The following is a 22,532-nucleotide window of genomic DNA, read 5'->3' as shown; positions in this document are numbered from 1 at the left end:
GAATTCATCCTGAGCGCACTGTGAGTTCGCTGAACACCTGATGCGACGTACGATCCTGGTTCTGGCGGCGGCCGCCGCTGTGGCGCTGACCATCGGGTGCGCCAGCTCCCCGCAGCAGGTGGGTTGCTCGGCAAGCTTCAGATCGGCATGACCACCAAGAAGGCGGAGGCCGCCGGCATGGTCGAGGCTCCGGCGTTCACTACCGGTTCCTTCTCGTGAGCGGCAAGGTCGTCAAGATGGGCCTGGAACACGACCGGAAGGCCTGCTGGGACGAGGCAAAACGAGAAAGGCCCCGGAGTCGAAACTCCGGGGCCTTTCCTTTTGCCGGTGGCGGGTAGAGGATTCGAACCTCTGTAGCTTTCGCGACGGATTTACAGTCCGCTCCCATTGGCCGCTCGGGCAACCCGCCTGGGCATGCCGCCATGGTTTCCCGTGGCAGCGGAGAACAGCTTAGCCGTACCACCGACCGGTTTCGCAACCGGGTACGGTCGGCATGTCGGAGGCCGGTCAACGGGCTCCGCCTTCATCGACGAAGCCCGCAGCGCAGGAGTTTGATCATGGCAGCCAGCCCGTCCTTCGACATCGTGAGCAAGGTCGACCAGCAAGAGGTGGACAACGCGTTCCATCAGGCGGAAAAGGAGCTCGGCACCCGGTTCGACTTCCGGGGCACGGGCACCACCGTCGCCAAGTCGGGCGAGAACGGGGTCACCATCACCTCCGAGACCGAGGAGCGGGCCGTCGCCGCGCTCGACGTCTTCAAGGAGAAGCTGGTCAAGCGGAACATCTCGCTGAAGTCGCTCGACGCGGGGGAGCCCCGGCAGTCCGGCAAGACCTACAAGATCGACTGCAAGGTCGTCGAGGGCATCGAGACCGACAAGGCCAAGGCGATCAGCAAGAAGATCCGCGACGAGGGCCCCAAGGGCGTGCAGGCCCAGATCCAGGGCGACCAGCTTCGGGTCACCGGCAAGAAGCGCGACGACCTGCAAGCCGTGATCACCCTGCTCAAGGCGGAAGACTTCGGCGTCGCCCTCCAGTTCACCAATTACCGCTGAGCGAGGCGGCCCGGGCCCCAGACTGGGGCGATGAACACCAGTAACTGGACCATGCTGGCCGGCGGTGCGGCCGGAGCGGGGCTGGCGCTGTTCGGTGTGGTCATGCTGGTGACCGGCCGGGCGCCGGCGCCGACCGCCCGTGCCTTCCGCTCCGTGCGGGACGCCGGCTTCTATCACTTCCTCTTCGGCGCGGCGCTGGGGCTGGTGGTGATCGGCACCAGCATCGAAAGGCCCGCGGTCACCACCGGCATCACCCTGATAGCGATCGTCCTGGCGGCGCTGGCCCTGTTCCGCTTCCGCCCACGCGGCCGGCAGCGGCCCGCCAACAGATAAGCCAACAGATAGGTAGGTGCAGCAGCAGTGATCGAGCCGATCGTCGACGCCGAGTGGGTCCGGGCCAACCACGATCGGGTGATCCTCGCGGACGTGCGCGCCTACCTCGACGGGCGTAAGGGCCGGGACGCGTACGCCCAGGGCCATCTCCCCGGCGCGGTCTTCGTCGACCTGGACGCCGATCTGGCCGCCCCGCCCTCAGCCGCCGACGGCCGTCACCCGCTGCCCGATCCCGCGCTCTTCGCCGAGCGGCTGGGTGCCCTGGGCGTGGGCGACGCCGACACCGTGATCGCCTACGACGACGCCGGTGGTGTGATGGCCGCCCGCCTGGTCTGGATGCTGCGCTCCCTCGGTCAGGACGCCGCCCTGCTCGACGGCGGCCTCGACGCGTACGGCCATGACCGGGAGACCGCGGAGAACCGGCGGCCCCGAGCCGACCGCGTCGTACGCCCCTGGCCCGCCCAGCGCCTGGCGACCCTGGCCGACGCCGTCTCGGGTGATTCCGTGGTCATCGACGCGCGCCAGCCGGAGCGTTTCCGCGGCGAGTCCGAGCCGATCGACCCGCGCCCCGGACACATTCCCGGCGCCCGCAACGTCTCCTGCCGCGAGAACGTCGACGCGTCGGGCCGTTTCCTGCCGGTCGCCGAGCTGCGCGAGCGTTTCGCGGCCGTGGGCGTCACCGACCACGCCGATGTCGTGTCCTACTGCGGCTCGGGAGTCACCGCCTGCCACAACCTGCTGGCGCTGGAACACGCCGGTTTCGCCCCTGGGCGCCTCTACCCCGGCTCGTGGTCGCAGTACAGCGCCACCGACCGGCCGGCCGCGATGGGCTAGACCTGCTCGTCGGCCCAGCGGTTGTGCGCTTCCCAGGCGGCCTGCTTGCTGCTGCCGAGCGCGGTGCCGACCTGTGTCCACGACGCCCCCGCGGTGCGGGCCGCCCGCACCATCACCTGGCGCCCGTACCCGGCCTTGCGGATCACGACCTCGCTGAGGGCCAGCATCTCGAGCGTCTCCTCGCAGGTCAGGGGCTCGGTGTCGGCCGTGGTCACCGCGGCCAGCGCGTCGCGCATCCTCAGTTCGTCGTAACGCGTTGTAGCCGAGGACAGCGTGTGCCGTCGTTCAAGATCGTCGGGGGAGATAGCCACGGCGCAACAGCCTGGCGTCAGGGTTCCCTGACGTCAAGATTTCCTGACGCAAGCCAGGTGAATCGCCCTCATTTTTCCCTTATTTCGGACATAAAGTTGTCAATTTTGCGCTTCTCGCGAGGGGTAACAACTCAACCGTTCGGTCAGGTTTTCGGAATACGCGGTTCCGACCCGCCGATGGACACTCCCCGTCGCACACCGCGTGTGGCACCATCATGTGACCCCCCACCGACCGCGTAATACACCGCAGGAGCCATACATGTTCCGACGGAAGCTGGGCCGTTTCACCGGCTTGGTTTTGGCCCTTGCTGTCGCATTCGGAGGCATCGCCGGCGTGGCCGGCGGCCACCCGACCGCGTCGGCCGGATCGCCGATGACCGCCACCGTTTTGGAATGGGACTGAGGAGCCAGCCGCACATCCTTTCGGTGCTGCCGGGTCACGTCGACTGACGAGGGAGCGCAATGAGCGGGCGACCGCGGGAGAGACGGCGTTCCGCGCAGTACGCCTGGTTGATCACCAGCCCGCTGGGCCTCTTCGCGCTCATCTGCATGGCTGGGTTCTGGGTTCAGGACCCGCGGTGGTTCCACGAATGGTTCGGGGGGCTGATCGCCCTCGCCGGCGTCATGGTGGCCTACATCGGCGTCGTCAACGTGGTGATCCGGCGCAGCACCATCAGCGTCTACATCACCGAAGTCCCGTTTCTGCTCGCGCTCTACTACCTGCCGCCGACGATGGTCATCCTCGTGATGACCCTGGCGCTGCTGATCGCCCAGCTGGCCCGCCGTAACGACGTGGTGGCCAGCAAGCTCTGGTTCAACGTCGCGAAGTCGGCCGCCGGTGCGGCGGCCGCCGTTCTCCTGATCGCCGCGCTGCCCGAGATCCGCGGCGCCGGCCCGGGCACCTGGGCCATCCTTTTCGCCGCCGTCGGGCTCAGCGTCCTGGTCGAGGTGCTCAGCCTGGCCGGGGTGATGGCCGTGGTGCAGAGCGCCAAGGCCGGCCAGGAGGTCCTGCGTGGCACGTTGCCCGTGTGGACGATGTCCGGCATCAACTCGGTCATCGGCCTGATCTTCCTGGTCGCGCTCGAGGCCACCACCTGGTCGGCCCTGCTGCTCGCCTTCCTGGTGCTCGCGCTGATCCTCATGCTGCGCTCGTTCGCCGAGTTCTACCGGCAGCACCGCACCCTGTCCGACGTCTACGAGCTCACCAAGGCCGTCCGTGACGAGAGCAGCGACGCCGGGCTGCCCGACGTCATGCTCGGCCGAGTCCAGGCGCTGATGCGCTCCGAGTACGCCACCCTCTGGCTCCTGCCCCAGGGCCGGCACCCGGAGGTGCTGCTCACGGCCCGGGTCGAGAACAAAGGCCTGCTCGACCTCTCGCTCACTCCCGCCGCGATCCGCGAGAAGGCGATCGGCGATGGGCGCACGCTGGCGGTCGGCCCGCAGTTCCCCGCCTCCGAGGCGATGCGGCAGGCGCTGCGCGACACCAAGATAAAAGACGTCATCGTGGTCCCGCTGCAGTCGGGCCAGACCTCGGTCGGCAGCCTCGAGGTGGTCAACCGGCTCGGCGACTCCCGCAGCTTCCGCCCGGCCGACGTGCAGGTGCTCGAGACCATCGCCGCGCATGTCGCGGTCGCGGTCGAGAACTCGCGGCTGGTCGACCGGCTCCGCTACGACGCCTACCACGACCGCCTCACCGCATTGCCCAACCGGCGCCGGGTCACCGACGCGCTCGCCGAGTCGGTCAAGGTGCGCGCCGAGGACGAGGTCGTCGCACTCCTGCTCTTCGACGTCGACGGCCAGCGCGACGTGAACGAGTCGATGGGCCACGCCGCCGGCGACAAGCTGCTCGCCGAGGTGGCCGGTCGGCTGCGCGCCATCGCCGGCCCGGGCGCGTTGGTGGGCCGCATCGGCGGCGACGAGTTCGTGGTCACGCTGCGCGCCGAGAGCACCGACTCCACGGTCCAGCTCGCCACCGACATGCGCGAGGAACTGCGCGGCCCGATGACGGTCGGCACGCTCACCCTCGACATCGACACCGCGGTCGGCGTGGCCGTCTATCCCGACCACGGCAGCGACCCCGAGATGCTGCTGCAACGGGCCGAGCTGGCCGCCAACGCCGCCAAGGTCCTTCCGTACGGGGTGCAGCTCTTCCACCCCGCCCTGGAGTCCCGCGCCGTCCGCCGTCTCGGCATCGCGGCCGACCTGCGTACGGCTCTCGACAGCGGCGCCCTCGAGGTCTACTTCCAGCCCAAGGTCACGCTCACCGACCGTCATCTGGTCGGCGTCGAGTGCCTCGCCCGCTGGCAGCACCCGGCCCAGGGCGAGGTGGCCCCCGAAGACTTCATCGCCGTCGCCGAGCACACCGGCCAGCTCTCCCGGCTCACCGAGGTGGTGCTCACCGAGGGCCTGCGTCGCTGCCGCGAGTGGGCCGACCAGGAAAGGCCGCTCTCGATCGCGGTCAACCTGTCGGTGCGCACCCTGCTCGACTCCCGCTTCCCCGACCAGGTCGCCACACTGCTCGAGACGTACGGGGTGGCCGCCGCCCAGGTGACCTTCGAGATCTCCGAGCCCGGCATGCTCGGCGACATCGAACGCGTCCTGCCGACCCTCTACCGCCTGCGCGACCTCGGGGTGCGGCTCAGCGTCGACGACTTCGGCACCGGTGCGTCCTCGCTGTCCTATCTGCGCCAATGGCCGGTGCACGAGGTGAAGATCGACGACAGCTTCGTGCAGGGCATGGCCACCGACACCGGCGACCTCGCGATCGTCCGGGCGGTGATCAGCCTGTCCCGCGAGTTCGGCCTCACGGTCGTGGCCGAGGGGGTCGAGAGTGAGCTGACCCTTGACCTGCTCGAAGAGATGGGCTGCGAGATCGGCCAGGGCTATCTGTTCAGCCGCCCCCTGCCGTACGAGCGTCTCGAGGCCTGGTTCAGCGCCCAGACCGAGCCGGCGAACACCCCCTCAGGAGAGGTCCGCAGGCTCCGCGCAGTGATCTGACCTGCGGTGTTGCCGGTTTGGGGGAGTCGATTTCACCCCCGGAGGAGGTCCGTGTAAGCTTTCCCTGCGCACCAAGCGAGAGATCGCGCGCAAGCCCCCTTAGCTCAGTCGGCAGAGCGTCTCCATGGTAAGGAGAAGGTCTACGGTTCGATTCCGTAAGGGGGCTCTACCGGGTTCGTTCCCGCCACAGGCGTTGGACTTGGGCCTGGCTCTGGCGGTGTAGCTCAGATGGCAGAGCAAGCGGCTCATAATCGCTGTGTCGCCGGTTCAAGTCCGGCCACCGCTACTTGCAAGGGATCCCACCCGGGGTCCCAATTTGCATGTCGGCGTTCCTAGGGCGTACCTTGGAGCGTCGTTCAAGAAATCCCGTTAGCAGAAGGGCAACCCGTCGTGGCCAAGGCGACCGACGTCCGTCCGAAGATCACCCTGGCTTGTACGGAGTGCAAGGAGCGGAACTACATCACCCGGAAGAACCGGCGTAACGACCCGGACCGGATCGAGCTGAAGAAGTTCTGCCCCCGCGACGGCCGTCACACGGTGCACCGCGAGACCCGCTGAGCGTCTCCCTACAACTCAACTCTGCGCCGTCCGGTCACTGACCGGGCGGCGCATTGTCATTCACGGACCCAGTAGGTTCTAGAGACATGCCCCTGGACCAGTCTTTCGTCGGCCGCTCCTGGCCGGCCACCGAGCCCTACCTGGTCGGCCGCGAGAAGATCCGCGAGTTCGCCCGCGCGATCGGCGCCACCGACGCCGCCTACCACGACCCCGAGGCCGCCCAGGCCCTCGGCTACGCCGACGTGGTGGCCCCGCCCACCTTCCCGGTCGCGATCACCATGTCGGCCAGCCGGCAGATCATCGAGGACCCGGATCTCGGCCTCGACTACAGCCGCGTCGTGCACGGCGACCAGAGGTTCGCCTACAGCCGCCCCGTCGTGGCCGGCGACGCCCTGGTCTGCGTCAACTCGGTCGACGAGATCACTTCGCGGGGCGGGCACGACTTCCTCACCACCCGCACCGAGGTCACCACCGCCGACGGCGAGCCGGTCGTGACCGTCTGGTCCAAGCTCGTGCAGCGAGGGGAACACTGAGATGAGTGACGTTCTCGAGCCGCAGACCTTCCGGGTGACCCGGGCCGACCTGGTGCGCTACGCCGGAGCCTCGGGCGACTTCAACCCGATCCACTGGAGCGACCGCGTCGCCACCGGCGTCGGCCTGCCCGGCGTGATCGCGCACGGCATGTTCACGATGGCGCTGGTCGGCCGGGCCGTTACCGCCTGGGCCGGCGCCCCCGACGCGGTCGTGGAATACAGCGTGCGGTTCTCCCGCCCGGTGCCTGTTCCCGACACCGACGAGGGCACCGAGGTGGTCGTCACCGCCACAGTGAAGGGCACCACCGACGAGGGCCACACCAAGCTCTCGCTGACCGCCACCTGCCAGGGCGAAAAGGTGCTCTCCCTGGCGCAGGCGACCATCAGGAAGCGCTAGGGCGAGCCCGGGTTGGGAGAACCCCGTCTCAACCCGTACACTGGTGCGCCGTGGGGCAATGACCCCCCGGACCAGCCTGCCTGGACCGGGGTTTCACCTGTCCCGCAAAGGGGTGTAGCTCAATTGGCAGAGCAGCGGTCTCCAAAACCGCAGGCTGCAGGTTCAAGTCCTGTCACCCCTGCGCAAACCTCCTAGACGTGCCCGCCCGGTGCGCGGTCCGCACGGCCCCGCGCCCGGAACGAGCGCCGACCAGGGGACCCCACCACCGATGACGGAAGTAGGGCGGCATGGCCGAGAGGAATCGACCCGGTGACGCCGGCGACCCGGCCGACGACGAGGTGTTTGCCGACGCCGTCGACGATGACAAAGAGCCGGCCGACGACGACGCCGAGCCGGTAGGCCGCGGCGGCACCGCGCTCGCCGAGCGGTCACCGAAGGCGAAGAAGGAAGTCCGCCGTTCCGGCCTGTTCGGCCGCATCGGTGGTTTCGTCCGTGAGGTCGTCAGCGAACTGCGTAAGGTCATCTGGCCGACCCGCAAGGAGCTGCTGACCTACACCTCGATCGTGATCGTCTTCGTGGTGGTCATGACGACGATCGTCGGGCTCCTGGACCTCGGCCTGGGCAAGGCCATCCTCTGGGCGTTCGGCGGCTGACGCCGGCCCGACGAGAACTTATCTGGAAGTGAGCGAGCGTGCCTGAGTACGACGACGAGACCGCGCAGGCGAGCGACGAGCAGTCGTCGGTGGCCACGGCGGAAACCGACGAGTCGGTCGACGCCGCTGAGCCCGAGACGAGCGCCGAGGCTGCCGCTGACGAGGCCGCTGCCGAGCCGGACGAGGATTTCGACCCGGTGCAGGAGCTTCGGCAGAAGCTGCGTTACGCCCCCGGCGACTGGTACGTGGTGCACTCCTACGCGGGTTACGAGAACAAGGTCAAGACCAACCTCGAGACCCGCATCACCAGCCTCGACATGGAGGATTTCATCTTCCAGGTCGAGGTTCCGACCCGTGAAGAGGTCGAGGTCAAGGGCGGCAAGCGCGTCCAGGTCAACAACAAGGTCTTCCCGGGCTACATCCTCGTCCGGATGGATCTGACCCCCGAGTCGTACTCGTGTGTGCGCAACACCCCCGGTGTGACCGGCTTCGTGGGCGCCACCGACCGGGTCGACCGCCCGGCCCCGCTCTCGCTCGACGAGGTTCTGAAGTGGCTCGCCCCCGCCGTCGAGGCGGAGGAGAAGAAGGCCAAGCCCGAGATCAAGGTCCTCGACTTCGAGGTCGGCGACTCGGTCACGGTCACCGACGGCGCGTTCGCCTCGCTGCCGGCCTCGATCAGTGAAATTAATGCCGACCAGCAGAAGTTGAAGGTTCTGGTCTCCATCTTCGGTCGCGAGACGCCGGTGGAGCTCAACTTCAACCAGGTCACCAAGATCTGACAAGCAGTCAGTGGGAGGGCTCCTGATCAAGGGGCCCGCCATCTACCACAGGAGTAAGTGAACATGCAGCGCAGCAAGGGTTACCGCAAGGGCGACGAGCTGATCGACCACAACAAGCTCTACGAGCCGGCTGAGGCGATCAAGCTCGCGAAGGACACCACCACGACCAAGTTCGACGCCACCGTCGAGGTCGCCATGCGCCTGGGCGTCGACCCGCGTAAGGCCGACCAGATGGTCCGCGGCGTGGTCAACCTGCCCCACGGCACCGGCAAGACCGCCCGCGTGATCGTTTTCGCCCAGGGCGCGAAGGCTGAAGAGGCCGTCGCGGCCGGCGCCGACGAGGTCGGCACCGACGAGCTCGTCGCCCGCATCCAGGGTGGCTGGCTCGACTTCGACGCGGCGATCGCCACCCCCGACCAGATGGCCAAGATCGGTCGTATCGCCCGCATCCTCGGCCCGCGTGGTCTCATGCCCAACCCGAAGACCGGCACGGTCACCATGGACGTGACCAAGGCGATCAACGAGATCAAGGGCGGAAAGATCACCTTCCGCGTCGACAAGCACTCGAACCTGCACCTGATCATCGGTAAGGCCTCGTTCACCGAGGACCAGCTGGTGGACAACTACGCGGCGGTTCTCGACGAGGTGCTGCGGGCCAAGCCGTCCGCCGCCAAGGGCAAGTACCTCCGCAAGGTCACCGTCACCACCACCATGGGCCCCGGCGTGCCGGTTGACCCGAACGTGGTCAAGGGCTTCACGAACACCGAAGCCTGATCCAACAGTTTTTCGAAGGCCCCCGGGGATCTCCCCGGGGGCCTTTTCTATGGGAGGCTTCGCGGCGTGCTTTTCGACGGAGTGTGGTTCCGCTACGGCCGCCGCGCCGCCTGGACCCTGCGCGACGTGCGGGCCACGGTCGAGCCCGGCCAGACGATCGTCGTCCTGGGCCGCAACGGCGCCGGCAAATCCACCCTCCTCCAGCTGGCCGCCGGCGTCCTGCGACCGACCCGAGGCGCGATAGCCGCTCGTCCGTCCGTGATCGGCTGGGTCCCCGAGCGTTTCCCGGCCGACCAGCCCTTCACCGCACGCGACTACCTCCACCGCATGGCGAGTCTCCGGGGCCGGGCTCCGTCAGCCGCCGACGAGTGGATCGAGCGTCTCCTGCTCACCGAGCACACCACCACCCGCCTCGGCGACCTCTCCAAAGGCACCGCGCAGAAGGTGGGCCTGGCCCAGGCGTTGATCACCCGCCCCGGTCTCCTGATCCTCGACGAGCCCTGGGAGGGCCTCGACGCGACCGCCCGCGCCCTCATCCCCGGAATCGTCGCCGAGGTGACCGCCGCCGGCGGCATGGCCTTGATCAGTGACCACCGAGGCGAGATCGAGAACCTCCCCGACGCGATCCACTGGTCGGTCGCCGACGCTCTGGTCACGCCGGCCGAGCTCTCCTCGCCGGCCGAGCCCTCCTCGCGGGTCATCATCGAGATCGAGACGTCCCGGGCCGAGGCAGACCAAGCCATGGCCAAGCTGACTGCCGAGGGTCACCGTGTTCTAGGCGTACGCGACGTGGCCGCCGAACAACCGCAATCCTCCCGCCCTCGACCCGACGGGACTATCACCCCGCCCGAGACTCGCGCTGACAAGGCCGCCGCCGGCTCATGGAATCAGGACCGCCCGTGACCGCTCTCACCCGTATGCGCCTCGCCGGTTTCCTCCGCGGCGGCCGTGTCATCTCGCCCGCGATCGCGGTCCTGGTGGTGCTGGGCATCATCTACGGCGGTGGAGCGTCCCCGGCGTCGGTCGCCTACGGCTACTCGGCCGCGGCTTTGTTCCCCGTACTGGCCTGGCAGACCAAGCTCCTGCTCGACACGGAACCCGACGTGCAACGCCGCCTGGCCCGCGTGGCCGTAAGGGCCCGCCGCGAGGCCCTGGCCGGAGTCGTGGCCGCCGCCGTACTCGCCCTGCTCGTCTGCACCTTGGCGATGCTCGCCCCGTGGCTGTTCCACGGCATCGACACCACCAAGGCCGTTCTGCCCGGCATGCTCCTAGGCGCTCTGGCCCACCTGCTGGCCATCCCGCCCGCCGTCGCGCTGGGCGCCCTGTCCAGCCGAGCCGTGACCAGAAGCGTCCGCAACGGCGTAGCCATCCTGGTCGTATCGGCCGTCCTCGTGATCGTCCTGGGCCTGCAGAACTCCTTCGCCCCCTGGCTGGTCCCACCCGTGATGGCCACCGCCCGAGTCCTCAACGACGTCACCCCACCGTCGGCGACCACCCTGACCCTGCTGGTCACCTGGGCCGCCCTGTGGTGTGCCGCCACGTTCGCCACCTACGCCTGGCTACGCCGCACCCGCTCCTGACGATCACCATCGCCCTTGGGCCATCGCACCCGTTCGCGACGGCCGCCACGCGCTCCGGGGCGTGGGGGGCGACGGCTGCCAATCTCATGAGCCGGCGGGGGCCTTGCGGGCTTTCTGGGCGCCTGGGGTGATGGCGCCCGTCGGCCCGGTGCGACGGTCTGTGCGGTTGTGGGCGGGCACGACGCGTACGCCCAAGGGCTTGAATTTGGTGTTGGAAAGTGGATCGCGTACAGTTCGATGCTGAAGTTCCACCCATAGACCGCTGGTCGCCGAGGCTGACGTTGTGAGACGGATGCCTGGTCGAAGGTCCCGCAGATGCGGGCGGCCCGCGCAGGGGAGAACGGTTCGTGATCAAGGTCTGAAAAGAACTTGCTCCGCCCCGTGCGCCCTGCGCCGGGGCGTTTCTCATTCTGCTCCCTCCTTCGGTTCGGCCAGTGGCTCGAGCATTGAGAGAGGAGGGACATGGCGGACAAGCCGGTCCGGGCCGATAAGGCCAGTGCCGTCGCGGAGCTGACGGACGACTTCCGTAACTCGGCGGCCACCGTGCTGACCGAATACCGCGGTCTCACTGTCAAGCAGCTCACCGAGCTGCGCCGTTCGCTGGGCGGCGACACGAAGTACTCCGTGTCGAAGAACACCCTGGCGAAGCGTGCTGCCAGCGACGCGGGCATCGAGGGCCTCGACGCGCTGTTCACCGGTCCTACCGCGCTCGCCTTCGTCAACGGCGATGTGGTCGAGGCGGCCAAGGGTCTCCGGGCCTTCGCCAAGGCCAACCCCGTCCTGATCGTCAAGGGCGGCGTCTTCGAGGGCAAGGCCCTCACGGCTGACGAGGTCAACAAGCTCGCCGACCTCGAGTCCCGTGAGGTGCTGCTGGCCAAGCTGGCCGGCGCCATGAAGGGCAACCTGAGCAAGGCCGCGGCCACGTTCCAGGCTCCGCTCTCCCAGGCCGTGCGCCTGGTGGACGCCCTGCGTGCCGAGCGTGAGAAGGACGGTTCCGCCGAGGCCGCCTGACGGCCTCGCGAACCGAGCAGTTTTTCAATCAGAAGCTAGGAAAGGTTGCCAGACATGGCGAAGCTCAGCACCGACGAGCTGCTCGACGCGTTCAAGGAAATGACGCTCATCGAGCTGTCGGAGTTCGTGAAGACGTTCGAGGACGTCTTCGACGTCAAGGCCGCCGCGCCCGTCGCGGTCGCCGGCCCGGCTGCGGCCGGCGCGGCCCCCGAGGCTGCCGTGGAGCAGGACTCGTTCGACGTCGTCCTCGAGGGTGACGGCGGCAAGAAGATCCAGGTCATCAAGGTCGTGCGTGAGCTGACCGGCCTGGGCCTCAAGGAGGCCAAGGACGCCGTCGAGTCCGCCCCCAAGGCGATCCTCGAGGGTGTCAACAAGGAGAAGGCCGAGGCCGCCAAGGCCAAGCTCGAGGGCGAAGGCGCCAAGGTCACCCTCAAGTGATCTAGCGCATCACCGCTTTCTCTTGCGAATGGCGAGGACCCGTGTTGGGGTCCTCGCCATTCGTGTTCTTCGCTGGTCAAAGGCTCGGTCTCGGCTGTCGGACGGCCGACTCGCAAAGCGGGTCCAACCGCGCATATCGTGGAGTATGGTCGCTAAGGCGCGCCGAGCGGAGAACGGCGCGAAGTCGACCCACCACGCAGCCCTTGACTGTGTGTCCGCTGACAGGCACGCTGACAACAGCAAGTTTCCGCGCTTGCGACAGCCGACCTTCGGGTAAGCCGGTTCTACCGGTCCCCGAGGGCGAGGCACCGAGGGAGAGACGCCGCGTTGAGCGGTCCCGCAGATGGCCCTGGCCGATAAAGGCGCAGGTCAGAGGCGTACGGGACACGTTCCGCAGGCCGCCCTCGGGTGTGGGCTGGACAGCGGTTAGCCGAGCGGCTACACTGCTAGTTTGCGCTGCCTTCTGTCTTGAGCCCTGCCAGGACATCCATCCGGATGACTTCCTGGGGGCTCGTTGGAGTGCACGCAAACAGTTGCATACCGCAGCTGCAGCCGCATCAGCAGCACCGGTCCTCGGAAGGACGCATCTTGGCAGCTTCCCGCCCTGCGAAGACCAGCCGTACGTCGAGCGCATACGCACCCCGCCGTGTCTCTTTCGGCAGGATCACCGAGCAACTTGAGGTTCCTAACCTCCTGGCCCTCCAGACGGAGTCCTTCGACTGGCTGGTCGGAAACGAGGCTTGGCAGGCTCGATCGACGGACGACCCGCACGCCCACTCGGGCCTCGCAGAGATCCTCGAAGAGATCAGTCCCATTGAGGACTTCTCCGGCACTATGTCGCTGTCCTTCTCCTCCCCGCGCTTCGACGAGGTCAAGGCCTCGATCGAGGAGTGCAAGGAGAAGGATCTGACCTACTGCGCACCGCTGTTCGTGACCGCGGAGTTCACCAACAACACGACTGGCGAGATCAAGAGCCAGACCGTGTTCATGGGTGACTTCCCGATGATGACCCCCAAGGGGACGTTCGTCATCAACGGCACGGAGCGCGTCGTGGTGAGCCAGCTCGTCCGCTCGCCGGGCGTGTACTTCACCAAGGAGCCGGACAAGACCTCCGACCGCGACCTCTCCAGTGTCAAGGTCATCCCCAGCCGGGGTGCCTGGCTGGAGTTCGACATCGACAAGCGCGACACCGTCGGTGTCCGGATCGACCGCAAGCGCCGGCAGGCCGTCACCGTCCTGCTCAAGGCGATCGGCTGGTCGGCCGACCAGATCCGTGAGCGCTTCGGCTGGTCCGAGCTCCTCATGACCACCCTGGAGAAGGACCACATCGCCGGGCAGGACGAGGCCCTGCTCGACATCTACCGCAAGCTCCGCCCTGGCGAGCCCCCGACCCGGGAGAACGCGCAGACCCTGCTCGACAACCTCTTCTTCAACCCGAAGAGGTACGACGTCGCCAAGGTCGGCCGTTACAAGTTCAACAAGAAGCTCGAGATCGACGTCCCGATCGTCCGGGGCACGCTGACCGAGGAAGACGTCGTCAAGACCGTGGAGTACCTCTGCCGGCTGCACGCCGGTGAGGAGGGCTACGAGGCCGACGACATCGACCACTTCGGCAACCGTCGTCTGCGCACCGTGGGCGAGCTCATCCAGAACCAGGTCCGCGTCGGCCTGTCCCGGATGGAGCGCGTCGTCCGCGAGCGCATGACGACCCAGGACGTCGAGGCGATCACGCCGCAGACCCTGATCAACATCCGTCCCGTGGTGGCGGCGATCAAGGAGTTCTTCGGCACCTCGCAGCTGTCGCAGTTCATGGACCAGACCAACCCGCTGGCGGGTCTGACCCACCGGCGTCGTCTGTCCGCGCTGGGCCCCGGTGGCCTCTCGCGCGAGCGGGCCGGCTTCGAGGTCCGTGACGTGCACCCGTCCCACTACGGCCGGATGTGCCCGATCGAGACGCCGGAGGGCCCGAACATCGGCCTGATCGGCGCGCTCTCCACGTTCGCGCGGGTCAACCCCTTCGGTTTCATCGAGACGCCTTACCGCAAGGTCGAGGCGGGCGTTGTCACCGACGAGGTGCACTACCTGACCGCGGACGAGGAAGACCGGTTCATCAAGGCGCAGGCGAACGCCACGCTGCGCAGCGACGGCACCTTCGCCGACGACCGCGTCCTGGTCCGCCGTAAGGGCGGTGAGGTCGACTACGTGCCTGGCACGGAGGTCGACTACATGGACGTGTCGCCGCGGCAGATGACCTCGGTCGCGACCGCGATGATCCCGTTCCTCGAGCACGACGACGCGAACCGCGCGCTCATGGGCGCGAACATGCAGCGTCAGGCCGTGCCGCTGGTCAAGGCCGAGGCGCCGCTGGTCGGTACCGGCATGGAATACCGTGCCGCGGTCGACGCCGGTGACGTCGTCGTCGCCGAGGTCGGCGGCGTGGTCGAGGACCTGTGTGCCGACTACGTGACGGTGCACCAGGACGACGGTCACCGCCGCACGTACCTGCTGCACAAGTTCCGCCGCTCCAACGCCGGCTCCTGCGTCAACCAGAAGCCGGTCGTGTTCGAGGGTGACCGGGTCGAAGCCGGCCAGGTCGTCGCCGACGGTCCGTGCACCGACGAGGGGGAGATGGCCCTCGGCCGCAACCTGCTCGTCGCGTTCATGTGCTGGGAGGGTCACAACTACGAGGACGCGATCATCCTGTCGCAGCGCCTCGTCCAGCAGGACGTCCTCACCTCGATCCACATCGAGGAGCACGAGGTCGACGCCCGTGACACCAAGCTCGGCCCGGAAGAGATCACCCGCGACATCCCGAACGTCAGCGAGGAAATGCTTGCCGACCTCGACGAGCGCGGCATCATCCGGATCGGTGCCGAGGTCGTCCCCGGCGACATCCTGGTCGGCAAGGTCACGCCGAAGGGCGAGACCGAGCTGACCCCCGAGGAGCGGCTGCTCCGCGCGATCTTCGGTGAGAAGGCCCGGGAAGTCCGGGACACCTCGCTGAAGGTGCCGCACGGCGAGACCGGCACGGTCATCGGCGTCCGCACGTTCTCGCGCGAGGACGGCGACGAGCTTCCCCCGGGTGTCAACGAGCTGGTCCGCGTCTACGTGGCCCAGAAGCGCAAGATCCAGGACGGTGACAAGCTCGCGGGCCGCCACGGCAACAAGGGCGTCATCTCCAAGATCCTGCCCGTCGAGGACATGCCGTTCCTCGAGGACGGCACCCCGGTCGACATCGTGCTCAACCCGCTCGGTGTGCCCTCGCGTATGAACATCGGCCAGGTTCTGGAGACCCACCTCGGGTGGATCGCCAAGACCGGCTGGGAGGTCGAGGGCGACGACGCGGAGTGGAAGCGCCAGCTGCGCGCGATCGAGGCGCACGAGTCCCCCAAGGACTCGAACGTCGCGACCCCCGTCTTCGACGGTGCGCAGGAAGAGGAGATCAAGGGTCTCCTCCAGTCGACGCTGGTCAACCGCGACGGTAAGCGGCTGGTCAACGGCGACGGCAAGGCGCAGCTGTTCGACGGCCGCTCCGGCGAGCCTCTGCCGGACCCGGTCTCGGTCGGGTACGTCTACATCCTGAAGCTGAACCACCTGGTCGACGACAAGATTCACGCTCGGTCGACCGGCCCGTACTCGATGATCACGCAGCAGCCGCTGGGTGGTAAGGCGCAGTTCGGTGGCCAGCGGTTCGGCGAGATGGAGTGCTGGGCGATGCAGGCCTACGGCGCCGCTTACGCGCTGCAGGAGCTGCTCACCATCAAGTCCGACGACGTTCTCGGCCGCGTGAAGGTCTACGAGGCCATCGTCAAGGGCGAGAACATCCCGGAGCCGGGAATCCCGGAGTCCTTCAAGGTGCTCCTCAAGGAGCTGCAGTCGCTGTGCCTGAACGTCGAGGTGCTTTCCAGCGACGGTGTAGCCCTCGAGATGCGCGAGACGGACGACGAGGTCTTCCGGGCCGCGGAGGAACTCGGCATCGACCTGTCACGTCGCCCGAACGAGGGCGTCAGCAGCGTCGAAGAGATCTGACGGAAGCGGTCCCGGCCTTCACCGGCCGGGGCCGCCCCCGCCGGCCTTGAATTCACCCGAGCAACGAAACACGAGGGATAGTCCAAGTGCTCGACGTCAACTTCTTCGACGAGTTGCGCATCGGCCTTGCTACCGCTGACGACATCCGGCAGTGGTCGCACGGCGAGGTCAAGAAGCCCGAGACGATCAACTACCGCACGCTCAAGCCCGAGAAGGACGGACTCTTCTGCGAGAAGATCTTCGGTCCTCAGCGGGACTGGGAGTGCTACTGCGGCAAGTACAAGCGGGTCCGGTTCAAGGGCATCATCTGTGAGCGCTGCGGCGTCGAGGTGACCCGGTCCAAGGTCCGCCGTGAGCGCATGGGTCACATCGAGCTGGCCGCGTCGGTCACGCACATCTGGTACTTCAAGGGTGTGCCGAGCCGCCTGGGCTATCTGCTCGACCTCGCGCCCAAGGACCTCGAGAAGATCATCTACTTCGCCTCGTACGTGGTCACGAGCGTGGACGCCGAGTCGCGTCACCGCGACCTGTCCACCATCGAGAACGAGATCTTCGCCGAGAAGCGCCAGTCCGAGAACAGCCGCGACTCGGAGATCGAGAAGCGTGCCGCGAAGCTGGAGCAGGACCTCTCGGAGCTCGAAGCCGAGGGTGCCAAGGCCGACGTGCGCCGCAAGGTCAAGGAGGCCGGCGAGCGCGAGATGCGCCAGATCCGTGACAAGGCGCAGCGCGAGATCGACCGGCTCGACGAGGTGCTCGACACCTTCCGCAAGCTCGACTCCAAGCAGCTGGTCACCGACGAGCTGCTCTACCGCGAGCTGCGGGACCGCTTCGGTGAGTACTTCACCGGTGGCATGGGCGCCGAGGCGATCAAGGCGCTGCTGCAGAACATGGACCTGGACGCTGAGGCCGAGAACCTGCGCGAGATCATTCGCACCGGTAAGGGCCAGCGGAAGATCCGTGCGCTCAAGCGCCTCAAGGTCGTCGCCGCGTTCCTGAACACGCGGAACTCGCCGCTCGGCATGGTGCTCGACTGCGTCCCGGTCATCCCGCCGGACCTGCGCCCGATGGTGCAGCTCGACGGTGGCCGCTTCGCGACCAGCGACCTGAACGACCTGTACCGCCGCGTCATCAACCGGAACAACCGACTCAAGCGACTGATCGACCTGGGCGCGCCCGAGATCATCGTGAACAACGAGAAGCGGATGCTCCAGGAGGCCGTCGACGCGCTGTTCGACAACGGCCGTCGTGGCCGGCCGGTCACCGGTCCGGGTAACCGCCCGCTGAAGTCGCTGTCCGACATGCTCAAGGGCAAGCAGGGCCGGTTCCGTCAGAACCTGCTCGGCAAGCGCGTCGACTACTCCGGCCGTTCGGTCATCGTCGTCGGCCCGCGCCTGAAGCTGCACCAGTGCGGTCTGCCCAAGCAGATGGCGCTGGAGCTGTTCAAGCCGTTCGTGATGAAGCGCCTGGTCGACCTGAACCACGCGCAGAACATCAAGTCGGCCAAGCGGATGGTCGAGCGTCAGCGTCCGGTCGTGTGGGACGTCCTCGAGGAGGTCATCAGCGAGCACCCGGTGCTGCTGAACCGCGCGCCGACCCTGCACCGCCTGGGCATCCAGGCCTTCGAGCCCCAGCTGGTCGAGGGCAAGGCGATCCAGATCCACCCGCTCGTGTGTACGGCGTTCAACGCCGACTTCGACGGTGACCAGATGGCGGTGCACGTGCCGCTGTCGGCCGAGGCGCAGGCCGAGGCCCGGATCCTGATGCTCTCGTCGAACAACATCCTCAAGCCGGCCGACGGCAAGCCCGTCACCATGCCTACCCAGGACATGGTCATCGGCCTCTACTACCTGACGCACCAGACCGACGGTGCCAAGGGTGAGGGCCGGGTCTTCAGCTCGGACGCCGAGGCTCGGATGGCGTTCGACAACGGCGAGCTGCACCTGCAGGCGACGGTCAAGATCCGTCTCCGCGACGTCATCGGGGTCGACAACGGCGCCAAGGGCGACGCGTGGACCGCTCCGGAGGAGTGGGTCGAGGGCGAGCCGCTGCTCGTCGAGACCACGCTCGGCCGGGTGCTGTTCAACGAGACGCTGCCCCCGGGCTACCGCTTCGTGAACTACGAGATCCGCAAGGGTCAGCTGTCGGCGATCGTCAACGACCTCGCCGAGCGCTTCCCCAAGGTCGCCCTCGCGGCGACCCTGGACGCGCTCAAGGAGGCCGGTTTCCACTGGGCCACCTGGTCCGGTGTGACGATCGGTATGGGCGACGTCATCGGTCCCCCGCGCAAGCCGGAGATCCTGGCCAAGTACCAGACCGAGGCCGACCGCATCGACAAGCAGTACCAGCGTGGTCTCATGACCGCCGAGGAGCGTCGCGGCGAGCTGATCGAGATCTGGACGAAGGCGACCAACGAGATCTCCAAGGAGATGGAGAACTCGCTGCCGCACGAGAACCCGCTCTGGGTCATGATCAACTCGGGCGCCCGCGGTAACCTGCTGCAGCTCCGGCAGATCGCCGCGATCCGTGGCCTGGTGGCTAACCCCAAGGGTGAGATCATCCCGCGGCCGATCACCTCGTCCTACCGCGAGGGTCTGACCGTGCTGGAGTACTTCATCTCCACGCACGGTGCCCGTAAGGGTCTGGCCGACACCGCGCTGCGTACCGCCGACTCGGGTTACCTGACCCGTCGTCTGGTGGACGTCTCGCAGGACGTCATCATCCGCGAGGAGGACTGCGGCACCGACCGCGCGATCCCGATGCAGGTGGGCGACCGCGAGGCGGACGGCACGCTGGTCGTGCACGTCCACGCCGAGACCGGTGTGCACGCTCGTACGCTGGCCGACAACATCGACGACGCCCAGGGCAACCGGGTGGTGTCGCGTGGCGACGACCTGAACTCGATCATGGTCGACAAGCTGGTCGCGGCCGGCGTCGAGCAGGTCCGGGTTCGCTCGGTGCTGACCTGTGAGTCGAAGCTCGGCGTGTGTGCGGCCTGCTACGGCCGTTCGCTGCCGACCGGCAAGGCGGTCGACATCGGCGAGGCGGTCGGCATCATCGCCGCCCAGTCCATCGGTGAGCCCGGCACGCAGCTGACGATGCGTACCTTCCACACCGGTGGTGTCGCGGGTGAGGACATCACCCAGGGTCTGCCGCGTGTGCAGGAGATCTTCGAGGCCCGCGTACCCAAGGGCAAGGCGCCCATCGCCGACACCCCGGGACGCATCCGCATCGAGGACGGCGAGCGCTCGCGCAAGATCATCGTGGTGCCGGACGACGGCAGCGAGGAGATCGTGTACGACAAGATCTCCAAGCGCGTCAAGCTCCGGGCCCACGACGGCGACCACGTCGGCGTCGGCGAGAAGCTGACCGAGGGCACCATCGACCCGCACGAGCTGCTGCGCATCATGGGCCCGCGGGCGGTTCAGGTTCACCTGACCGCCGAGGTCCAGCAGGTCTACCGGTCGCAGGGTGTGCTCATCCACGACAAGCACATCGAGATCATCATTCGCCAGATGCTCAAGCGAGTGACGGTCATCGACTCGGGTGCCGCGGAGTTCCTGCCGGGCATCCTGGTCGACCGGGCGCTCTTCGAGTCGGAGAACCGCCGGATCGTGGGCGAGGGTGGCGAGCCCGCCGCCGGTCGCCCGGTGCTGATGGGTATCACCAAGGCCTCGCTGGCCACCGACTCCTGGCTCTCGGCCGCCTCCTTCCAGGAGACGACCCGGGTGCTGACCGACGCGGCGATCAACTCGCGCAGCGACTCGCTCGTCGGCCTCAAGGAGAACGTGATCATCGGTAAGCTCATCCCGGCCGGTACCGGTATCTCCAAGTACCGCAACATCCGGGTCGAGCCGACCGAGGAGGCCAAGGCCAAGGTCTACTCGATGACCGGGTACCCCGAGACCGACTACGGTTTCGGGCCGGCCAGCGGGCAGGCTGTGCCGCTGGACGACTTCGATTTCGGGTCGTACCGCTAAAGGTCCTTGTGCCGAAGGGCGGTCGTGCGTTGCACGGCCGCCCTTCGGCCTTCCTAGACTGGTTCACGTGACGATTCCGGCCCCGGCACCCACCCGCCACCCGATGGACCCGGATCCCGCGCCCTCGTCGAAGGCGCGAGCGGTCTTCGCGCTCGGGCTGGCCGGCTTCCTGCTGGGCGCCTTCGTGGGTGGGGTGATCCCGGCCACCGTGGCGCTGCTGCTGGCCCGGCAGGCCAACCGTCAGGCCTATGCGGCGCAGGGCTATCTGACCGGCTCGGCCTGGGTGCGGCGCGGCCGCCGGCTGGCCTGGGCGGGCATCGTTCTGGCGCTGACCTCGCTGGTGATCGCGTCGATCGCGGGCCTGCTGCACCTGGCCGCGGCGTCCGGCGGTCCCGACTTCTCGCCGGGCACCGACTGAGGCGGGGTGCGCCGCGCCTCATACGGGTGACATCCTCTTCATATGACCGTCCCATCACCGCAGCCGGGGCATGCTTCAATGCCAAACCAGCCGCGGGCGCACGGCGCCGTGCCCTCACCCCCGCCCCCCTCGGGCCGGTGGCGCCCGGAGCGGGTCGACGTTCTGCCCGGCACCGACTTCGGTCTGGTGCAGTTCCGGGTCGAGCCGATCACGTCCGGTCTGGCCATCGGCTCGATGATCGCCGGCATCGGCTCGATCCTGGTCTCGTTACTGGTGATCTGCTTCGGGCTGGTCGGCTCGGCCGAGGGCTGGGGCGGCTGGGTCGCCGGGGCTTTCACGCTGCTCAGCGTGGCCGCGGGCGGGGGAGCGGTGGCGATCGGCGTGGTGTCGCGCCGGCAGATCCGCCGGTCGGGCCAGACCGGTCAGGTGCGGTTCACCGGGGCCGGCCTGGGGATGGCCGGAATCATCTGCGGGGCGATCGGCGCGGGAATCGCTGTGCTCTCTCTCGCGTTGACCCTGGTGCTGCAGATTTCGATGTGATCCAGGGTGTGACGCGGGATGTGGCACCGCCGCGTCGGCACCGTGGAGCACCCGGTACACTTGTATCGGAGATATCCGTCGCGCGCGCCCGGTCTTCATTTTGACCTGGGTGCTTGAGGTGGGTAGTCTTTCCCCTCGTGCCCGGGCTTGCCCGGGCAACTCGTGCGTGCGCCCGAGTCGGCAGTAAAGCGACGAGGCGGCCAAGCGCCGAGCCGGCGCCCTTTCGGGGCGTCGACCAAGACAAGACCCGGTGCGCGTTAACTGACGCGCGGCGGGACCGTGAGCCGGACGACACGCCCGACCGCGGGTGCCGGACAATCCCCGGAAACGGGGACTGGCCGGCACATAGAGCCATACAAGACGGTGCGGCCGCCTAGGAAGCGGCCGAAGGGAGCGGAGAAACCCGGTGCCCACGATCCAGCAGCTGGTCCGAAAGGGCCGTCAGGCGAAGACGAGCAAGACCAAGACGCCGGCGCTGAAGGGTAGTCCTCAGCGACGCGGCGTGTGCACGCGCGTGTACACCACCACCCCCAAGAAGCCGAACTCTGCGCTGCGCAAGGTCGCTCGTGTGAAGCTCAGCAGCCAGATCGAGGTGACGGCGTACATCCCGGGCGTCGGCCACAACCTGCAGGAGCACTCGATCGTGCTCGTGCGAGGCGGTCGAGTGAAGGACCTTCCGGGCGTCCGCTACAAGATCGTCCGCGGTTCGCTGGACACCCAGGGTGTCCGCAACCGCAAGCAGGCCCGCAGCCGTTACGGCGCGAAGAAGGAGAAGAGCTGACATGCCTCGTAAGGGCCCCGCTCCGCGCCACCCAGTGGTCGCGGACCCGGTTTACAACTCGCCGCTCGTCACTCAGCTGATCAACAAGATCCTGATCGGCGGCAAGCGTCAGCTCGCTGAGCGCATCGTCTACGGCGCCCTCGAGGGTGCTCGTGAGAAGAGCGGCACCGATCCCGTGGTGACCCTCAAGCGCGCGATGGACAATGTCAAGCCGACCCTCGAGGTCCGCAGCCGCCGCGTCGGTGGCGCGACCTACCAGGTTCCGGTCGAGGTCCGCACCCCGCGCCAGACCACCCTCGGTCTGCGCTGGCTGGTCCAGTACTCCAAGGCCCGCCGCGAGAAGACGATGATCGAGCGTCTCCAGAACGAGCTGCTCGACGCCAGCAACGGCCTCGGTGCCGCCGTCAAGCGGCGCGAGGACACGCACAAGATGGCGGAGTCCAACAAGGCCTTCGCGCACTACCGCTGGTAAGACCCCGCTGTTGTGAGCCCGGTGATCGCCGGGCCACAACGCAAGTCGTACCGGTTCACGAGACG

23 protein-coding genes and 4 tRNA genes are annotated in these 22,532 nt (G+C 67.7%); 25 read left to right on the top strand and 2 right to left on the bottom strand.

Annotated features, from left to right (window positions below; genetic code table 11):
* Positions 1-96 precede the first annotated feature (96 nt).
* Entirely contained in the window at positions 97-219 is a 123-nt protein-coding gene (locus EER30_RS49365) for a hypothetical protein (RefSeq protein ID WP_255436555.1), read from the top strand.
* A gap of 109 nt (positions 220-328) precedes the next feature.
* On the opposite strand, the gene EER30_RS08650 is transcribed toward EER30_RS49365, so the two are convergent.
* Positions 329-409: transfer RNA gene (locus EER30_RS08650), tRNA-Tyr, on the bottom strand.
* Between the two features lie 148 nt (positions 410-557).
* On the opposite strand from EER30_RS08650, the gene EER30_RS08645 reads away from it, so the two are divergent.
* From EER30_RS08645 to EER30_RS08635, 3 genes are read left to right on the top strand one after another with little or no spacing between them, the layout of a single operon-like run.
* On the top strand, positions 558-1,052 hold the full coding sequence (locus EER30_RS08645) for a YajQ family cyclic di-GMP-binding protein (protein ID WP_164842259.1): 495 nt from the start codon (positions 558-560) through the stop codon (positions 1,050-1,052).
* A gap of 30 nt (positions 1,053-1,082) precedes the next feature.
* The gene (locus EER30_RS08640; protein ID WP_127499809.1) at positions 1,083-1,385 is read left to right on the top strand and encodes a hypothetical protein; all 303 of its coding nucleotides are present in this window, start codon (positions 1,083-1,085) and stop codon (positions 1,383-1,385) included.
* A 27-nt stretch (positions 1,386-1,412) separates the two neighbouring features.
* The gene (locus EER30_RS08635) at positions 1,413-2,219 is read left to right on the top strand and encodes a sulfurtransferase (protein ID WP_127499808.1); all 807 of its coding nucleotides are present in this window, start codon (positions 1,413-1,415) and stop codon (positions 2,217-2,219) included.
* Here the strand turns inward: EER30_RS08635 and EER30_RS08630 are convergent.
* Positions 2,216-2,530 (bottom strand): hypothetical protein, encoded by a 315-nt coding sequence (locus EER30_RS08630; protein WP_127499807.1) that lies wholly within the window; start codon positions 2,528-2,530, stop codon positions 2,216-2,218. The genes EER30_RS08635 and EER30_RS08630 overlap by 4 nt on opposite strands.
* A gap of 259 nt (positions 2,531-2,789) precedes the next feature.
* Here EER30_RS08630 and EER30_RS46960 point away from each other — a divergent pair, with 259 nt between their 5' ends.
* From EER30_RS46960 to rpsG, 21 genes are all read left to right on the top strand, one after another.
* Positions 2,790-2,933, top strand: a complete 144-nt coding sequence (locus EER30_RS46960; protein WP_164842258.1) for a hypothetical protein — start codon at positions 2,790-2,792, stop codon at positions 2,931-2,933.
* A 59-nt stretch (positions 2,934-2,992) separates the two neighbouring features.
* Positions 2,993-5,527, top strand: a complete 2,535-nt coding sequence (locus EER30_RS08625) for a putative bifunctional diguanylate cyclase/phosphodiesterase (protein ID WP_127499806.1) — start codon at positions 2,993-2,995, stop codon at positions 5,525-5,527.
* A gap of 93 nt (positions 5,528-5,620) precedes the next feature.
* Positions 5,621-5,693, top strand: a tRNA-Thr gene (locus EER30_RS08620).
* Positions 5,694-5,740: 47 nt separating this feature from the next.
* Positions 5,741-5,813: transfer RNA gene (locus EER30_RS08615), tRNA-Met, on the top strand.
* A 104-nt stretch (positions 5,814-5,917) separates the two neighbouring features.
* Positions 5,918-6,085 (top strand): 50S ribosomal protein L33, encoded by a 168-nt coding sequence (gene rpmG / locus EER30_RS08610; RefSeq protein WP_030436491.1) that lies wholly within the window; start codon positions 5,918-5,920, stop codon positions 6,083-6,085.
* 86 nt (positions 6,086-6,171) lie between these two features.
* A complete protein-coding gene (locus tag EER30_RS08605; RefSeq protein WP_127499805.1) occupies positions 6,172-6,618 on the top strand; it encodes a MaoC family dehydratase N-terminal domain-containing protein in 447 nt (148 codons plus the stop codon).
* Position 6,619: 1 nt separating this feature from the next.
* A complete protein-coding gene (locus EER30_RS08600; RefSeq protein ID WP_127499804.1) occupies positions 6,620-7,015 on the top strand; it encodes a MaoC family dehydratase in 396 nt (131 codons plus the stop codon).
* 108 nt (positions 7,016-7,123) lie between these two features.
* Positions 7,124-7,196, top strand: a tRNA-Trp gene (locus EER30_RS08595).
* A 106-nt stretch (positions 7,197-7,302) separates the two neighbouring features.
* Entirely contained in the window at positions 7,303-7,668 is a 366-nt protein-coding gene (gene secE / locus EER30_RS08590; protein ID WP_127499803.1) for a preprotein translocase subunit SecE, read from the top strand.
* Between the two features lie 38 nt (positions 7,669-7,706).
* Positions 7,707-8,447: a transcription termination/antitermination protein NusG gene (gene nusG / locus EER30_RS08585; protein ID WP_127499802.1), complete on the top strand. Its 741-nt coding sequence runs from the start codon at positions 7,707-7,709 to the stop codon at positions 8,445-8,447.
* 63 nt (positions 8,448-8,510) lie between these two features.
* Entirely contained in the window at positions 8,511-9,221 is a 711-nt protein-coding gene (gene rplA, locus EER30_RS08580) for a 50S ribosomal protein L1 (RefSeq protein ID WP_127499801.1), read from the top strand.
* A gap of 66 nt (positions 9,222-9,287) precedes the next feature.
* Positions 9,288-10,124, top strand: a complete 837-nt coding sequence (locus EER30_RS08575; RefSeq protein ID WP_127499800.1) for an ATP-binding cassette domain-containing protein — start codon at positions 9,288-9,290, stop codon at positions 10,122-10,124.
* Positions 10,121-10,801 carry a hypothetical protein gene (locus tag EER30_RS08570; RefSeq protein WP_127499799.1) on the top strand — a complete coding sequence of 227 codons (681 nt, stop codon included), beginning with the start codon at positions 10,121-10,123 and terminating at the stop codon, positions 10,799-10,801. The genes EER30_RS08575 and EER30_RS08570 overlap by 4 nt, the downstream gene beginning before the upstream one ends.
* 462 nt (positions 10,802-11,263) lie before the next feature.
* Entirely contained in the window at positions 11,264-11,812 is a 549-nt protein-coding gene (rplJ, locus tag EER30_RS08565) for a 50S ribosomal protein L10 (RefSeq protein ID WP_127499798.1), read from the top strand.
* Positions 11,813-11,866: 54 nt separating this feature from the next.
* Positions 11,867-12,250 (top strand): 50S ribosomal protein L7/L12, encoded by a 384-nt coding sequence (rplL, locus tag EER30_RS08560; RefSeq protein ID WP_127499797.1) that lies wholly within the window; start codon positions 11,867-11,869, stop codon positions 12,248-12,250.
* Positions 12,251-12,838: 588 nt separating this feature from the next.
* On the top strand, positions 12,839-16,279 hold the full coding sequence (gene rpoB / locus EER30_RS08555) for a DNA-directed RNA polymerase subunit beta (protein ID WP_127499796.1): 3,441 nt from the start codon (positions 12,839-12,841) through the stop codon (positions 16,277-16,279).
* Positions 16,280-16,365: 86 nt separating this feature from the next.
* Positions 16,366-20,256 (top strand): DNA-directed RNA polymerase subunit beta', encoded by a 3,891-nt coding sequence (locus EER30_RS08550; protein ID WP_127499795.1) that lies wholly within the window; start codon positions 16,366-16,368, stop codon positions 20,254-20,256.
* Positions 20,257-20,359: 103 nt separating this feature from the next.
* Positions 20,360-20,674: a hypothetical protein gene (locus tag EER30_RS08545; protein ID WP_127500239.1), complete on the top strand. Its 315-nt coding sequence runs from the start codon at positions 20,360-20,362 to the stop codon at positions 20,672-20,674.
* 78 nt (positions 20,675-20,752) lie between these two features.
* On the top strand, positions 20,753-21,214 hold the full coding sequence (locus tag EER30_RS08540) for a hypothetical protein (protein ID WP_205650142.1): 462 nt from the start codon (positions 20,753-20,755) through the stop codon (positions 21,212-21,214).
* A 406-nt stretch (positions 21,215-21,620) separates the two neighbouring features.
* The gene (rpsL, locus tag EER30_RS08535; protein ID WP_014440718.1) at positions 21,621-21,995 is read left to right on the top strand and encodes a 30S ribosomal protein S12; all 375 of its coding nucleotides are present in this window, start codon (positions 21,621-21,623) and stop codon (positions 21,993-21,995) included.
* A gap of 1 nt (position 21,996) precedes the next feature.
* Complete coding sequence (gene rpsG / locus EER30_RS08530) at positions 21,997-22,467, top strand: 30S ribosomal protein S7 (RefSeq protein ID WP_127499794.1); 471 nt, start codon at positions 21,997-21,999, stop codon at positions 22,465-22,467.
* Positions 22,468-22,532 lie beyond the last annotated feature (65 nt).

This window comes from Actinoplanes solisilvae, assembly GCF_003999975.1.
GTDB lineage: Bacteria > Actinomycetota > Actinomycetes > Mycobacteriales > Micromonosporaceae > Actinoplanes > Actinoplanes solisilvae.
Note: the sequence above shows the minus strand (reverse complement) of the source record. Positions and strands in the feature narration are given on the sequence as shown.

What these genes read in the sequence shown, in the direction of transcription:
- EER30_RS08645 (WP_164842259.1), top strand. Translation starts at nt 558, where the DNA reads ATGGCAGCCAGCCCGTCCTTCGACATCGTGAGCAAGGTCGACCAGCAA.
- EER30_RS08640 (WP_127499809.1), top strand. Translation starts at nt 1,083, where the DNA reads ATGAACACCAGTAACTGGACCATGCTGGCCGGCGGTGCGGCCGGAGCG.
- EER30_RS46960 (WP_164842258.1), top strand. Translation starts at nt 2,790, where the DNA reads ATGTTCCGACGGAAGCTGGGCCGTTTCACCGGCTTGGTTTTGGCCCTT.
- EER30_RS08625 (WP_127499806.1), top strand. Translation starts at nt 2,993, where the DNA reads ATGAGCGGGCGACCGCGGGAGAGACGGCGTTCCGCGCAGTACGCCTGG.
- EER30_RS08605 (WP_127499805.1), top strand. Translation starts at nt 6,172, where the DNA reads ATGCCCCTGGACCAGTCTTTCGTCGGCCGCTCCTGGCCGGCCACCGAG.
- EER30_RS08600 (WP_127499804.1), top strand. Translation starts at nt 6,620, where the DNA reads ATGAGTGACGTTCTCGAGCCGCAGACCTTCCGGGTGACCCGGGCCGAC.
- secE (WP_127499803.1), top strand. Translation starts at nt 7,303, where the DNA reads ATGGCCGAGAGGAATCGACCCGGTGACGCCGGCGACCCGGCCGACGAC.
- rplA (WP_127499801.1), top strand. Translation starts at nt 8,511, where the DNA reads ATGCAGCGCAGCAAGGGTTACCGCAAGGGCGACGAGCTGATCGACCAC.
- rplJ (WP_127499798.1), top strand. Translation starts at nt 11,264, where the DNA reads ATGGCGGACAAGCCGGTCCGGGCCGATAAGGCCAGTGCCGTCGCGGAG.
- rplL (WP_127499797.1), top strand. Translation starts at nt 11,867, where the DNA reads ATGGCGAAGCTCAGCACCGACGAGCTGCTCGACGCGTTCAAGGAAATG.
- EER30_RS08545 (WP_127500239.1), top strand. Translation starts at nt 20,360, where the DNA reads ATGGACCCGGATCCCGCGCCCTCGTCGAAGGCGCGAGCGGTCTTCGCG.
- EER30_RS08540 (WP_205650142.1), top strand. Translation starts at nt 20,753, where the DNA reads ATGCCAAACCAGCCGCGGGCGCACGGCGCCGTGCCCTCACCCCCGCCC.
- rpsG (WP_127499794.1), top strand. Translation starts at nt 21,997, where the DNA reads ATGCCTCGTAAGGGCCCCGCTCCGCGCCACCCAGTGGTCGCGGACCCG.